Raw genomic sequence first — 13456 nt, 5'->3', positions numbered from 1 at the left:
GCTGGAGACGACGCCCGCGATGTGCGCCCGGTTTCCCCCGGGCGCTCCTCAGGGCTCCGCCGAGGCGAGGACGAGGGTAAGAACCCATGGACAGCGAGCACGGCGCGTCCGGAGGCAAGGTGCCGACGCCCGTACCGGAGGACTCCGCGGTCGTGGTCGACGCCCGGGGCTCGGTCATGGTGTGGAGTGCCGGAGCCACGCGGCTGCTCGGTTACGAACCCGAAGAGATCGTGGGCCGCCACGCCACCGACCTGCTCGCCGCCGCCCTGCCCGCCTCCGCGCGGCGTCACATCGCCGACGGACGCCAGTGGGCCACCGAGGTGGCTCTTCGGCACCGGGAGGGTGGTCGTGTCGTGGTGCGGCTGCGGGGAGCGCCGCTGGTGGACGCGGCGCGCCACAGGCTCTGGCTCGTGACCGGCGCGGCGCTCACGAACCCTGCCGGACCGTCCGACCCGAACGCGGCCGCGATGTGGGGCCGCACGCTGGCGCAGCTCCCGGTGCCGGTGGCGGTCTACGACCTCGACGCACGGCTCGTGGCCGCCAACGAGGTCATGACGCGGGTGATGGGCAGGACCGAGGAGGAGATGCGGGGCCTGACGCTGTGGGAGATCGAGCCGAACTGGCCCTTCGACGAGTACGACCGCCTCCAGCGGGAGGTGCTGCGCACCGGTGAGATGATCTTCCATGAGCAGCACGGCCAGGCGCCCGGCGAGACGCGGGAGCATGCGTGGTCGATGTTCTTGTCACCGTTGAAGGACGAGGACGGCACGGTGCACGGGCTGTCGGCGGCGGTGTTCGACACCACCGAGCAGTACTGGGCCCGACAGCGCCTGGCCGTGCTCAACGACGCGAGCCTGCGCATCGGCAGCACCCTGGATGTGACCCGAACGGCCGAAGAGCTGACCGAGGTGGCTGTGGCCGGGTTCGCGGACTTCGTCACCGTGGACCTGCTGGAATCCGTGGCGCAGGGCGAGGAGCCCCGATCGGTGCCACCCGGCGAGTCGGTCACGGTCCGCCGCGCCGCGCAGCGCTCGGTGCTGAGGGGATGCCCGGAGTCGGTGGTCGCCTCGGGCGGCACGAGTCTCTACCCGGCGGATTCGCTGCCGGTGCTGGCCCTGGTCAGCGGCCGGGGCACCCGGCACCGGTCGGACGATCCGGCGCTGCGGGCATGGGTCGAATCGTCCCCGGCCCGTGCCGAGACCGTGGGCAGGTACATGATCCACTCGGTCATGATGGTCCCGCTGCGGGCCCGGGGTGTGACCCTGGGCCTGGTGCACTTCCTGCGGCACCGCACGCCGGAGTCCTTCGGCGAGGACGACCTGCTGCTCGCGGAGGAGATCGTCGCCAGGGCGGCGGTGAGCGTGGACAACGCTCGCCGCTACACCCATGAACGCCGCACGGCGCTGGCACTCCAACGCAGTCTGCTGCCCGAGCGGCCACCGGCTCTCACGGCGGTGGAGGTCGCCTACCGATACCTCCCGGCCGGTTCCGGAGCCGACATCGGAGGGGACTGGCTCGACGTGATCCAGCTGTCCGGCGCGCGGGTCGCCCTGGTCGTGGGCGACGTGGTGGGCCATGGCATTCAGGCCTCGGCGACGATGGGGCGCCTGCGGACCGCCGTACGGACTCTCGCGGACATCGATCTCGCCCCCGACGAGTTGCTCACCCAGCTCGACGACCTCGTCATCAGGCTCGACAGGGAAGAGGGCCCGGGGGCGCGCGGACGGGCGGAGGAGACGTCGGGGGAGGTCGGGGCCACCTGTCTGTACGCCGTGTACGACCCGGCGTCCCGTCGCTGCACCCTGGCCCGCGCCGGGCACCCGCCGCCCGCCCTGGTCACCGCGGACGGCACCGTGAGGTTTTTGGACCTGCCCGCGGGGCCGCCGCTCGGCCTCGGCGGCCTGCCGTACGAGTCCACCGAGGTGGAGCTCGGCGAGGGAAGCCTGCTCGCTCTCTACACCGACGGCCTGGTCGAGGCCGCCGACCGGGACATCGGCGTCGGGCTCGAACTGCTGCGCCGGGCGCTCAGCAGTCCGGCCGACACGCTGGAGGAGACCTGTGACCAGGTGCTGAGCACCGTGCTGACCCGCCGTCCCGCCGACGACATCGTCCTGTTCCTGGCTCGTACCTCCGCGCTCGACGCCCGGCAGATGCGGACCTGGCACCTGCCGCGGGATCCCGCGGCCGTCGCCGGGGCCCGCAAGGTGGCGGGCGAACAGGTTGCCGCGTGGGGGCTGGGCGAAACGGCGTTCGCCACCGAACTGATCGTCAGCGAACTGGTCACCAACGCCATCCGCTACGGCGAGGCGCCGATCCGGCTACGCCTCATCCGCGACTCCACGCTCATCTGCGAGGTCTCCGACGGCAGCAGCACCGCCCCGCACCTGCGCCGAGCCCGGATCTTCGACGAGGGCGGGCGCGGGCTGCTGCTGGTTGCCCAGGTAGCCGAGCGCTGGGGCAGTCGCCAGACCCCCACCGGCAAGACCATCTGGGCCGAACAGCCACTGCCCGCCTGACACCAGCACGGCCCCGCACCGCCACCGGCGCCGGCCGTGGCGTCGGTGGCGGTGGCGGTGGCGGTGGGCTCACGGCACCGGTCGTACGTCGGGCGGGCGGCGCCGGGCGGAGTTCACCAGCCGGTCGGCGAGTGCGACGACGAGATCGCGGAGCTCGTCAGGTCGCTCGATCACGAAGGGCAGATCGAGCGACGCGAGCACCGGGGGCAACCAGTCGAGCCGCTCCGCACGCAACCGGACACGCGACCAGAGCTCGTCATCACCGTCCGCACGGCCCGCTGCCCGCTGCTCCTCGACGATCGCGACGCTCGCCGGAAGCCGGACACGGATCTCCTCAGCCGTCCCCCGGATCCTCAGGATCACTTCGTGCCGGTACGGGGCCTCGGCGAACCCCGACAGAACGCGCCGCGCCGGATCGAGTCCCGCGGGCGGCTCGAAGGAGCCGGGCAGGGACCTCGCGTCCGCGATGCGGTCGAGCCGGAACGTGCGGTCCTCACCGCTCTCGGGCTCCGCACCGGTCACGTACCACCGGCCCGAGTGGACGACGAGCCCGTACGGGTGCACCGTGCGGGCGCTGTGCCGGCCGTCTGCGGCGGTGTACCGGATGGAGATCGGCCGGCGATGGCGGATCGCGTCGGCGATCGGGAGCAGGACCGCACTCTGCGGTGCGGCCGTCTCGTCGGGCGGAGCGGTGAAGGCGAGGGAGTCGAGCACGGCGTCGAGTCTTCGGGCGAGGCGCTTGGGCAGGACCCGCCGGATCTTGGCCGTGGCCGTCTCCTGAGCGGTGCCCGTGGTCGTCGGCAGCCCGGCTCGGCGACCGGCGATCAGGCCGAGCAGCACGGCCAGCGCTTCGTCGTCGCCGAGCATGAGCGGAGGCATGCGGTGGCCGGGGGCGAGCCGGTACCCGCCGTAGCGGCCGCGCACCGATTCGACGGGCACGTCGAGGTCGACCAGGTGGTCCACATACCGGCGCACGGTGCGTTCGTCGACGTCGAGCCGCTCGGCGAGTTCGGCGGCTGTCCTGGTGCCGCCCGACTGCAGGAGCTCCAGCAGGGTCAGCACGCGAGCTGTGGGCCTGGGCATGTTCAGAAGTGTGCCCGCAATACCGGGCGGAATGTGTCCGCTATCCCTCATAGCCTCCGTGCGTACACATCCCACCGAACGCACCGGGAGATCATCGTGAACCTCGTCTCGATCCGCGTCATCACGGGCGACGTCGCACGCCTCGTCGACTTCTACGAGCGCGCGACCGGCACCCGGGCGAGCTGGTCCCACCAGGACTTCGCCGAGCTCAGGACGGCGTCGGCCACTCTCGCGATCGCCGGCGTCCGCACCGTGCCGCTGTTCGCGCCGGACGCCGCCCGTCCGTCCGACAACCGTTCCGTGATCATCGAGTTCCTCGTCGACGACGTGGACGGCGTGTACGAGAACCTGACCGGCTTCGTGGAGGAGTTCGTCAACAAGCCCACCACCATGCCTTGGGGCAATCGTTCGCTGCTGTTCCGCGACCCCGACGGCAACCTCGTCAACTTCTTCACCCCGGTCAGCCCCGACGCCGTCAAGAAGTACGCTTCCTGACGGCGCCGGGGCGGGGCTGCCGGGCTGGGCTATGCCACGAAGGTGACCCCTCGCGCCGTGGTCATGAGCGGCGTGCGCGGCGGGACGCGTACACCGCCCCGGCACCGAGGGCGACCACCAGGGCCGCGCCGCCCGCGAGGGTGCCGACCGGCGCGCTCGCACCCGTCTCCGCCAGCGGCGGCCCGCTGTCGCTGGGCGACGGCTCGGGGGTGGCGGGCGGCGTCGACGCCAGCGGGGGCACGTCCGGCGTCGTGGGAGGCGTGGTGGAGGGCTTGGGGCTGGTCGGGGGCGGGGTCGTCTCCTCGGCGGGAGGCTGTCCGCCGGCGGGAGTCGTGGGCGTGACCGGGGTGGCGGGAGTCGTCGGGGTCGACTCCGACGGCGTCGGGGTGGGCGAGTCCGACGGGCCGGGGGCGCACGGCTTTTCGCCTCCGTTCCACGCCGCTATGAGGTGGTAGGGGGTGACGACGTTGTCGGGCTCGTAGGGCACGGGGCCGTGTCCCTCCCCCGTCTTCCCGTCGTAGGTGATGTCATCGCCGTACAGGTCGATCTGGCCGTAGCAGTCCGGCGTCTTCACGGAGAGCTTCTGCCAGGTCCGCTTCGCGTCGTCCGTACCGGCGACGTCGTCGGCGGTGAGGTAGACCGTGGCCTTGTCGACCAGGCTCTGGTGTCCGGAGACGTACCAGTTCGGCCCTTCGGTTGTGTATTCGGCGAGGGAAACGGGGTACTTGCAGCCCTCCCCGACGGTCTGGCCGGGAGCCAGCCGGACCTGGACGCTGCCGGGAACGGTGTCCCATTGGTGGAAACCGCCCTGCGAGGTCCAGTCGGCGCCCACGACGTTTCCGTCGGCGCCGACGATGCGGTACTGGACCGTGGCGGACTCGCACGCCCCGGCGGTCGTGGCACTGGCCACCCCCGCGCAGAGCAGGGGCACGGCGGAGGTGGCGAATGCGGTTGCGGCGAGCACAGCCAGAGTTCTGGAGTGTTGCGAACGCGACAAGATGAGCCTCTGTGAAATCGAAAGTGTGGGAGGTGATGACGCGCGAGTGACCGACGCGGACGGCAGAACCGGATGACCCGACGCAAGAACCGGCGGCAGGCATGCCGCCCAGGCCACTCGTGTCGCTTCGCTCACTTCAGACGCGGCGAAGCGAGCTGGATTCTTCCAACCTTTAACAACTCCCGTCAATTCTTCACCGGTTGACCACTTCCTCCACGGAACACACCTTCGAGGGCAGGGGACTTACGAGACCGTGGAAACGCGAGAGGCCCCCGGAGGGTTCCGGGGGCCTCACTCGTGCGGTGGGTGGTGTCAGCTGGGGACGGCGACCCGTCCGCTCGCGGCGGCCTTCACCGGCTTGGGATTCAGCAACCGCTCGGCCAACTCGCCGAAGACCAGGCCGAATCCGCCCCACAGCACGGTCTGGATGGCCAGTGCGGAGAGACGGAACCGCCACAGCAGGGTGGCCGGGAAGTCCTTCGGCACCTCATTGATGACCGGCAGGAACGCGTACGCCAGACCGATCACGACGGCGAAGGCGGCCACCGCGCCGACGGTGGCGTACCAGGTGCCGATCCTGGGTGCCAGCCGCTTGCCCAGGATGGTGGCGGCGATCGCGAGGAGCACGCTGAGCACCATCATCAGGAAGTACAGGGTGGTCCGCTTGCCGATGGTGTCGGGGTTGCCGACCGACGGCGGGTTGGCCGGGTACTTCAGGAACGGCACGACGTACACGGCCAGCAACGCGCAGCCGGACAGCAGCAGCGCGGTCGCCCGCGGGCTGAAGCGGCCGACGCGGCCGAGCGCGAAGGCGAAGGCGAGCGCGGCGATGCCGCCGAAAGCGACGCCGTAGACCAGGACGCCGGTAGCAAGACCGGCGGTGGACTGCAGAGAGCGGGAGACGATCTCCATCTCGTGCTCGTGGGAGTGGGCTTCCTCGAAGCTGATCGCGCTGTCGACGTTCGGCTCACCGAGGAAGTAGGCGGCAACCAGGGCGAGCAGGCCGGCACCGAGGCCGGCCAGCATGCCCCGCACGAGCAGATTTCTTACCGTTGCGGAGTTCATGGCAGTGCTGCGGGTCCCCTCGGTCAGTGGCAGGGGAAGCCGAGAAGGTGACGGGCGTCGTGTACCCACTCATGGACGTCCGAGCCGGAGACGACGGAGGTGGCGCCCTGTTCGGCACCGACGAAGTACAGCAGGACGAGCATCAGAATGCCGAAGAAGACCGCCCACGGAGCAATCGCCTTGAGCGGCAGCTTCGCGGGAACGACAGGGGTGGTGGTTGTCGGCTGGGCGACGGTCTGCGCCATGGCAGGACCTCCTCGGGAGTTCGCGTCCCATCTCGGTGGTGCACTGGACGACGGCTACGGGTCTGACTCACAAGAGGTCCCAGCGGGCTGGAGCCTCTCGTTCACAGTGGCGCGACCGTGCCGGTTTCCCACCGGCTTCCGTCTTGCCGTCATCGATATCGCACCGACCGTACCGCGTGTCGGGTGCGGGGCCAAGACCGCGCCACCTGGCGTGATCTTCCTCTCGCACCAGGTGGCCGGTCCCCTGTGAACAGCGGGTCAGCGGTGGCGGAACCAAGCTGAGTTCGGGCCCTGGCCTCGCTCTCAGACCGAGGGGGACCGGTCCGCGTCCTGGGGCTCGGGCGTGTCCGCCGTACGACCGAGCTTCTGTGCCTCCTCCAGCGTGCGAGCCCCGCGGAGAGGGGAGAACGTGAGCCAGAAGGAGACAACGAGGTAGGAGATCCCGACGGCCCACAGGGCCGTACCGGGTGACAGGGCGTCGGCCAGGGCGCCGCCGACGAGGGCCCCCAGGGGCAGCGTTCCCAGGGCGACAAGGCGGTAGCTCGCGGTCACCGCGCCGATCTGGTGCTCCGGCGGAATCGCCTGCCGCAGGCTGACGGCGAACACGTTGAACAGTGCGACGCCGAAGCCGTTCACCATCATGGCGACCGACGCGAGCACCGCGACGTATCCACCGACCTGGCTGACGGCGGGTACGAGCAGCAGACCCACCGCGGCCAGCACCGCGCCCAGGGCCAGCACACCGCCGACGGCCCACCGTTGGGTGAGCCGAGTGGCGCAGAGCGAACCGATCAGGGCCCCCACACTGCCGATGCCGGTGATCACGCCCACGACGGTGCCGCTCATGTCGAGATCACGGACGGCGAACACCAGGAAGACGGTCAGGAAGGCCTTCTCGTGCAGGTTCGACAGGCCGGCCTGAACGCACAGGTCCCGGATCGGGCGCAGGGACCACGTGTAGCGGAGCCCGGAGCCGATCGCCTTCAGCGCCGACTCACGTGGCTGTTCGGGGGCCTTGACGCCGCGCAGCAGCAGACCGCTCACCGCGGCACCGGAGGCGCACGCGGCGGCCACCGTCAGGGTCGGTGACACCCCCAACTGGCCGACGAGGAAGCCGGCCGCGGCGGGACCGGCGAGGGTGCTGACCGAATACGTCGCCTGGTGCAGGCCGTTGGCCGCGGCGATGGAGTTCAACGGCAGGAGCCTGGGCAGCGTGGACTGGTAGGCGACTTCGTAGAAGACGGTGGCGATACCGATCACGGCGGCGGCGACGACAAGTTGGCCGAAGTTCAGCCCGTCGGCCGCCTGGAACGCGGCGAGCACCGCAAGCGCGGCGCCCTGGGCGACACTCGCGGTGACGAGGGTGCGGCGCGGCGGATACCGGTCGACCATGACACCGGCGATCAGCGAGAGCACCACGACGGGGACGAACTGCACCGCCGAGACGAGTCCCACGCCCGTGCCGTCGGCGTGGAGATAGGTGACCGCGATCAAGGGTAGGAGAAAACTGGTCAGCTGTCCGCCGAAATGCGCCGAGGTTTCTCCGAGCCAGATGTTGCGGAAGTCTTTGTTGTCCGCGATCAGGATTCGAATATCCTTGTCGAATATGGCCACCGCAACCCCCGGTCAAGTCTTCATGAAAAAAATCACGGCAACGCTAGCATGGCGCACCGTGGTCCGCTAGCGTGCGGGTGGATGTCGTTGTTGCACCCCATTCACGGTAACAGGAGTCGCGGAATGTACGACCATTCAGGACTTACCGCCGAGGAAGTCGAACTGCTCCCGTCCGAGGAAGATGTCCGGCTTTACTCGGAGCGTGGCTGGTATTTGTCCGAGAAGCTGCTCACCGACGCCGAAGTGGACGCCCTGACCGACGCGAGCGAGCGCTACTACGCTGGTCAGCGCGATCGGGAGCTTCCGACACGACCGGACCGGCTGGCCGACTGGACCCCCGCCGACGGAGATGTCCAACGCAACAACGACTACATCCACTACCAAGACGAAACGATGAGGAAAATCCTGAGGAAACCCATCGTCGGGGCGGTGGCCGCCCGCTTGGCGCAGACGCCTGGAATACGCGTCTTCCAGGCCACGCTGATCTACAAGCCGCCCATCGCCGAGGAGAAGTCGAACATTGTCTCCTGGCACTTCGACAAGTATTTCTGGCCCACCTGCTCCTCGGACGAAATGCTCACCGCCTTCATTCCGTTCCACGACTGCACCGAGGAGTCGGGCACGATCACCATGGTGAATGGAAGCCACCGCTGGCAGCATCGGCACGGCGCCGCCCGGCCGGTCGGTGATCCGCGGGACGTGGGGCGCGACTATCTCCTGAACGGAGACGCGGAGCGAAACGGCGCCGTGGCCGAGAAGGTTCCGGTGCACATTCCCAAGGGACACATGACCTTCCACCACTGCCTTCTCTACCACGGCAGCGGCGCCAACCGCAGTCCGCGGCCGCGCCGGGCCATCTCGTTCCATCTCCAGGACGGGACGAACGCCTACCGCGACCACACCCTGTCCGACGGCCGGCAGGAGCCCTACAAACACGACTTCCTGGTCCGCAGGACTCCCGCCGGGCAACCGGACTACTCCGACCCGGAGTTCTGCCCGGTGCTGTGGCCCGTCCGCGAGCCCGACGGCCCGGAGGCCTCCCTCACAGGGCAGTGACGCGGGTCAGATCCCACTCCTCCTCGCTCATGCCGGCGCCCGCCTCTTCACGGACCGCGTCGGCGAGAGCCTGGTCCGCCACCGTGTCCCGTCGCAGTCCGGCGGGCGCGGTGGCCGGCAGGGGAACGACGGCCGCCCACAGGGGGTGCAGCGAGGCCCCCCGGTGAACCTTGGCCTTCAGGGCGGAGGGCCCGAGATGGAGCGTGGTCATCGCGTTGCGTTCCATGTGGTGGAGCGGTTCGTAGTACACGGCGTTGAAGTACTCGTAGGCGTTGCGCGTCCGCTCGTAGTCGAAGCCGGCCACCCGGGCGTAGAAGGTGTTCCGCCAGGCGAAGCACAGGCTGGCGCCGACCAGTTCCCCCTTCTCGTCGACACAGCGGAACACGGTGCTCAGGTCGTCAAGGCAGTTTGCCTGGACGGTGAGGAACGTGTGGATCTCAGCGAGGTCGAGGGAGGCGTTGTACCGGTCCATGGTCTGGGCGACCAGTGGCGCGAACTCATCGACGCACGCGGACAACGGAGCCGTCTCCACGTGCAGCCCGGAGTCCGTGAAGCGCCGGATCTCGTACTCGCGCTTGCGGACGTTGCGACCGAGCAGCTCACGGTAGGACTCGAAAGTGCCGCCGTCGTTGTGCACGACGGCCTCCGCGGCGCGCAGCTGCGCCCGCACCCCGAACCGGCTCGCGAGCAGCCGCAGACTGTCGGTGGTGAGGAAGTCGAAGAGCAGCGCGTCGCAGCCGAGCGCCGCGGCCCTCTCGGCGGCACCGGCGACCAGGGCGTCGAGTGCCTCCCCTGCCGTTCCGGGGTCCTTCGGCAGCAGAAACTCGTTGTGGTAGCCGGTGCGGGTACCGAGTCTGAGCACGGCGCGGCCCTCGGACACATCCGGCAGGGGCGGTGCGTTCTCCGCCGGGAAGTCGTAGTACGGCGTCCCGGCGAGGAGTTGGCCGTCGGCCTCGACCGTGAGGTAACCCGGGGTGGCGAACTCGGGCCGCTCCTGACCCCGCAGCCAGGCATGGCTCTGGTAGAAGCAACTGCCCGGCGCGAGCGCGTCCCAGGCCTCCCGGTCGATGTCGTCGATCGTCTCGAAGTGCCTCACATCAGGCATGTGTCTTCCTCCCCTTGCTCACAGCAGCCAGTCGTCGGTGTTCAGCCCACCCACCACGTACTGGCCGTACTCGGCGCCGAACGCCTCCGCCTCGGCCCGGTTGCGTTCACGGACCTTCGTCTCGTCCGCCGCCAACGGCCGGTCCACTCCCACGAACACGCTGTACAGGGGATGCGGCTGGGCGCCGCGCGCCAGCTTTGCCTGGAAGGTGCCAAGACCGAGGTGGATCGCCCGCACGGTGCGGCCGGCTCCTGACTCGATGGGGTGGTAGAAGACCAGGTTGAAATAGTCGGCCACGTTGGGCACCGAGTAGTCGAAACCAGCCACGCGCGCGTACAGCGTGTCGCCGTGCCGGTATCGCAGCGCGAAACCGATGGGCTGCCCGGCGTCCTCGTCCAGGAGGAGCGTGCTGCGCTCGCCGAGGTGGCGGCCCTGGCGGTCGTACACCGCTGCCGCGCGCTCCTCGCCGTACGCGTGTCCGTGCTTGCGCATCAGCGCGCTGTTGAGCGGGGCGATCTCCTTGACGACCTCGGGGAGGGAGACCTCGCGGATGGTCCGCCCGCTGCGGCCGAAGTCCCTTCTCTCCCGCCGGGCCCGGGGCCGTCGGCCGGAGGGCAGCCAGGCGAAGTAGTCGTCCAGGTTCTGCCACAGGCCGACGGGGAGGACGGTCTCCACGTCGTGGTAGAGGACCACCGCCCCGTCCTCGGCATGGGCCTCGGCGACCTCCAGCGCCTCCGCCCGGGGCAGGTAGTAGTACCCGAGCACGTCCGCTTCGGTGGTTCGGGCGAAGTCGAGGGTCCGCGCGGTGAGCGCCTGCACCGCCTGCGTCCGCTCCTGTGCCGTCACTCCCTCGCGGCCCGGCAGTTGACCGCGGAACTCCGACCATCCCGCGCCGAACACCATGGGCCGGGCGGCGAGTTGGGCGTGCCGCTCGTCGTCGATCAGACCGGCGAGCAGGTCGGCGGGGGTGTAGAGCAGGTGCGGTGGACGGGTGAACGCGTACGCCTCGGCTCCCGCGACCGGCGTTCCCTGCGCGTCGCGCGCCAGCAGATAGCGGGCGGCGCCTCCGGGCGGCAACTCCTCCGCGCGTACGCCGGCGAAGCCGCTGCTGGAGTAGATGGTTCCGCCGATCTCCAGAGCATCCCATTCCGCCGCCGGCAGCTGGTCAACGGAGTCGTACGAGGAGACGTGCATGGGGGAAACTCCAGAAAAGGTGGATCGGATGAGTGTAGGGGGAAACGGTGCCGGGGTTCATTCCAGCAGAGATCGCACATCGCTGTCGCGTGTGTGCAGGAGCAGGATGCCGGTGCCGCTGAGCTCGTCGAACAGCCTCTGGTTGGCGAGGCGTTGGGAGTTGCGGACCTGCACGGCGTACCAGAGGATGGACCGGGGTCCGACGACGGTCCAGAACGTTTCCCGGACACCGCCCCAGAGTTCCTCACGGCGTATCCAGCGCCGTACGGTACGGCGCAGCAGGCGCGGCCAGGTGACACGCAGCGGCGGATCCGTCCACACCACGCAGTCGGCGCGGTCGGCGAAGGCCTCGACGCTCGCGGCGAACTGACCGTCGACGACCCAGGTGTCGGCCGTCAGTTCCCGTTCGACACCGGCGAGGAAGACCTCCGTGGGCACCGGTGTCCAGGCCGGTCCCCAGAAGAGGGCGTCGAGCGTGACGGGCGGGATGCCACGCCGTTCGGCGAGGGCGCGGGCGAGGGTCGACTTGCCGCAGCCGGGACCTCCCACGATCCACACCCGGCGGGCCTCCGCAAGGGTCTTCACACGCGGCACAGACACATTCCCTCCAACCAGGCGGCCACGCCGTCGTCGTCATTGCACGCGGTGAGGGCGTCGGCGGCCTCGCGCACGTCCGCGCTCGCGTTCGCGACGGCCACGCCGAGGCCCGCGGCGGCGAGCAGCCCCGTGTCGTTGGGCGCGTCACCGAAGGCGACGACCCGCTCCCAGCCGATGCCGAGGCCGGCAAGGACCGAGGCGACCGCGGACACCTTGTCCGCTTCCGGGGCCGACCCCTCCAGCAGTCCCGGCCCCGAGGAGGTCCACCGCACCGCCCCCCGCACCCCGAGTGCCGGAGGCGGAGCGCCGGAGTCGATGTGCACCATCAGGCACAGCACCGGCGAGCCGTCCGGGACGTCACCGACGCGCAGGGCCGTCCCGGCACCGCTCGCCAGGATGTCGGGCCAGCCGGGGCCGAGCAGTCGGTCGTGCTCCCGGTCCACGGCCCAGGGGCGCTCCCCCAGCGTCGCGATCTCGGCGCGGACGGTGGCGGGTGTCATCGCCCGGATCCGTCGTACTCCCCCGACGTCCAGGTCGCTGACCACGGCGCCGTTCGACGACACCAGGAAGGCGCCCAGACCGGACGCGGCGGACAGCAGCCCGCGGGCGGACCAGGCCGGGCGGGCCGTCGCGAAGACGACGCGGGTCCCCTGTGCGGCGACCGCGCGCAGCGCCGCCACCGCGCGCTCGCTCACGCTGCCGTCGGACAGCAGCAGTGTGCCGTCGAGATCGGTGACCACGACAGCCGGGCGGCTGTCCCCCCGGATGCGGGGACAGCCGCTGAGATGCGTTCCGGTCACGGAGGTCACTTCTCCCGAGCGGGCTCACGGGGCGGCGGCATGCGGTGGGCGATGGCGGCCGCGTACCGGTGGTAGTGCCACTGCTCGTAGCCCAGGTGGCTCTCGCCGCGGATACCCAGGTCGGCGTTCTCGAACAGCTCCCAGCCGGGCCGGGTGACGATCCGCTCCATCTCCGTGGCGGTCGGGTAGTAACCGCACTGCCGCTCGTCGTCGTTGAGCCCGATCAGGTACTCACCGAAGAAGAGTCCGCCCGGAGCGACCATGTCCATCGCGTGGTGGACGAGGGCCTCCATCGTGTGGGCCCGATTGGGCGGCATCGACCACAGGCCGCTGCCCAGCACCAGTTGGAAGTCGCCCTCGGCGGGCAGGGTCATGTAGTCCTGCTCCACCACGGTGCACCGGTCCTCCAGGCCCTCGGCGGCGAGCCGTTGGCGCAGGCCCACGACGTCGTGGTGGCCGTCGACGAGGTCCAGTTCACCGCCGTTGAGGAAGAGGTCGTCGCTCTCCACGCCGACGACCTGCCAGCCCGCGCGCAGCAGCGGCAGGGCGAACTTGCCGTCGGAGACGCCCAGGACGCAGGCGCGCGGCTGGACGCGCCGGGCGTATTCGCCGAGCGGGATGTAGCGGGCCAGGGCGGGGAAGTAGGAGTAGTAGTCGCCCCAGTAACTCTTGCGATCGACGTCAAGCAC

Annotated in this window: 13 protein-coding genes and 1 riboswitch; of the genes, 3 read left to right on the top strand and 10 right to left on the bottom strand. The window is 70.2% G+C overall.

Annotated elements, in window-relative coordinates; all coding sequences use genetic code 11:
- The first annotated feature begins 86 nt into the window (after positions 1–86).
- The gene (locus ACZ69M_RS10660) at positions 87–2516 is read left to right on the top strand and encodes a SpoIIE family protein phosphatase (RefSeq protein WP_470048574.1); all 2430 of its coding nucleotides are present in this window, start codon (positions 87–89) and stop codon (positions 2514–2516) included.
- 69 nt (positions 2517–2585) lie between these two features.
- Here ACZ69M_RS10660 and ACZ69M_RS10655 read toward each other — a convergent pair whose 3' ends face one another.
- Positions 2586–3599 (bottom strand): helix-turn-helix transcriptional regulator, encoded by a 1014-nt coding sequence (locus tag ACZ69M_RS10655; RefSeq protein WP_470048572.1) that lies wholly within the window; start codon positions 3597–3599, stop codon positions 2586–2588.
- Between the two features lie 96 nt (positions 3600–3695).
- Here ACZ69M_RS10655 and ACZ69M_RS10650 point away from each other — a divergent pair, with 96 nt between their 5' ends.
- Entirely contained in the window at positions 3696–4094 is a 399-nt protein-coding gene (locus tag ACZ69M_RS10650; RefSeq protein WP_470048570.1) for a VOC family protein, read from the top strand.
- Positions 4095–4155: 61 nt separating this feature from the next.
- Here the strand turns inward: ACZ69M_RS10650 and ACZ69M_RS10645 are convergent, their stop codons facing one another.
- The 4 genes from ACZ69M_RS10645 to ACZ69M_RS10630 all read right to left on the bottom strand — a co-directional run bounded on the left by ACZ69M_RS10645 (position 4156) and on the right by ACZ69M_RS10630 (position 8015).
- Positions 4156–5058 carry a hypothetical protein gene (locus ACZ69M_RS10645; protein ID WP_470048568.1) on the bottom strand — a complete coding sequence of 301 codons (903 nt, stop codon included), beginning with the start codon at positions 5056–5058 and terminating at the stop codon, positions 4156–4158.
- Between the two features lie 345 nt (positions 5059–5403).
- Complete coding sequence (locus ACZ69M_RS10640; protein ID WP_470048566.1) at positions 5404–6156, bottom strand: CbtA family protein; 753 nt, start codon at positions 6154–6156, stop codon at positions 5404–5406.
- 23 nt (positions 6157–6179) lie between these two features.
- Positions 6180–6401, bottom strand: coding sequence for a CbtB domain-containing protein (locus ACZ69M_RS10635; protein WP_054232543.1), 222 nt, complete (start codon positions 6399–6401; stop codon positions 6180–6182).
- Between the two features lie 35 nt (positions 6402–6436).
- A riboswitch (cobalamin riboswitch) is annotated at positions 6437–6585 on the bottom strand.
- Positions 6586–6704: 119 nt separating this feature from the next.
- Complete coding sequence (locus tag ACZ69M_RS10630; protein ID WP_470048564.1) at positions 6705–8015, bottom strand: MFS transporter; 1311 nt, start codon at positions 8013–8015, stop codon at positions 6705–6707.
- A gap of 123 nt (positions 8016–8138) precedes the next feature.
- On the opposite strand from ACZ69M_RS10630, the gene ACZ69M_RS10625 reads away from it, so the two are divergent.
- Positions 8139–9071 (top strand): phytanoyl-CoA dioxygenase family protein, encoded by a 933-nt coding sequence (locus ACZ69M_RS10625; protein WP_470048562.1) that lies wholly within the window; start codon positions 8139–8141, stop codon positions 9069–9071.
- On the opposite strand, the gene ACZ69M_RS10620 is transcribed toward ACZ69M_RS10625, so the two are convergent.
- From ACZ69M_RS10620 to ACZ69M_RS10600, 5 genes are read right to left on the bottom strand one after another with little or no spacing between them, the layout of a single operon-like run.
- Positions 9058–10176 carry a GNAT family N-acetyltransferase gene (locus ACZ69M_RS10620; RefSeq protein WP_470048560.1) on the bottom strand — a complete coding sequence of 373 codons (1119 nt, stop codon included), beginning with the start codon at positions 10174–10176 and terminating at the stop codon, positions 9058–9060. The genes ACZ69M_RS10625 and ACZ69M_RS10620 overlap by 14 nt on opposite strands.
- A gap of 18 nt (positions 10177–10194) precedes the next feature.
- The gene (locus ACZ69M_RS10615; RefSeq protein ID WP_470048558.1) at positions 10195–11370 is read right to left on the bottom strand and encodes a GNAT family N-acetyltransferase; all 1176 of its coding nucleotides are present in this window, start codon (positions 11368–11370) and stop codon (positions 10195–10197) included.
- 57 nt (positions 11371–11427) lie between these two features.
- The gene (locus ACZ69M_RS10610) at positions 11428–11970 is read right to left on the bottom strand and encodes a P-loop NTPase family protein (protein ID WP_351753258.1); all 543 of its coding nucleotides are present in this window, start codon (positions 11968–11970) and stop codon (positions 11428–11430) included.
- Positions 11952–12767, bottom strand: a complete 816-nt coding sequence (locus ACZ69M_RS10605; RefSeq protein WP_470048556.1) for an HAD family hydrolase — start codon at positions 12765–12767, stop codon at positions 11952–11954. The genes ACZ69M_RS10610 and ACZ69M_RS10605 overlap by 19 nt, the downstream gene beginning before the upstream one ends.
- 5 nt (positions 12768–12772) lie before the next feature.
- Positions 12773–13456, bottom strand: coding sequence for an SAM-dependent methyltransferase (locus tag ACZ69M_RS10600; protein WP_470048554.1), 684 nt, complete (start codon positions 13454–13456; stop codon positions 12773–12775).

This window comes from Streptomyces sp. NPDC107454 (assembly GCF_055582885.1).
Note: the sequence above shows the minus strand (reverse complement) of the source record. Positions and strands in the feature narration are given on the sequence as shown.

What these genes read in the sequence shown, in the direction of transcription:
- ACZ69M_RS10660 (WP_470048574.1), top strand. Translation starts at nt 87, where the DNA reads ATGGACAGCGAGCACGGCGCGTCCGGAGGCAAGGTGCCGACGCCCGTA.
- ACZ69M_RS10655 (WP_470048572.1), bottom strand. Translation starts at nt 3,599, where the DNA reads ATGCCCAGGCCCACAGCTCGCGTGCTGACCCTGCTGGAGCTCCTGCAG.
- ACZ69M_RS10640 (WP_470048566.1), bottom strand. Translation starts at nt 6,156, where the DNA reads ATGAACTCCGCAACGGTAAGAAATCTGCTCGTGCGGGGCATGCTGGCC.
- ACZ69M_RS10635 (WP_054232543.1), bottom strand. Translation starts at nt 6,401, where the DNA reads ATGGCGCAGACCGTCGCCCAGCCGACAACCACCACCCCTGTCGTTCCC.
- ACZ69M_RS10625 (WP_470048562.1), top strand. Translation starts at nt 8,139, where the DNA reads ATGTACGACCATTCAGGACTTACCGCCGAGGAAGTCGAACTGCTCCCG.
- ACZ69M_RS10620 (WP_470048560.1), bottom strand. Translation starts at nt 10,176, where the DNA reads ATGCCTGATGTGAGGCACTTCGAGACGATCGACGACATCGACCGGGAG.
- ACZ69M_RS10615 (WP_470048558.1), bottom strand. Translation starts at nt 11,370, where the DNA reads ATGCACGTCTCCTCGTACGACTCCGTTGACCAGCTGCCGGCGGCGGAA.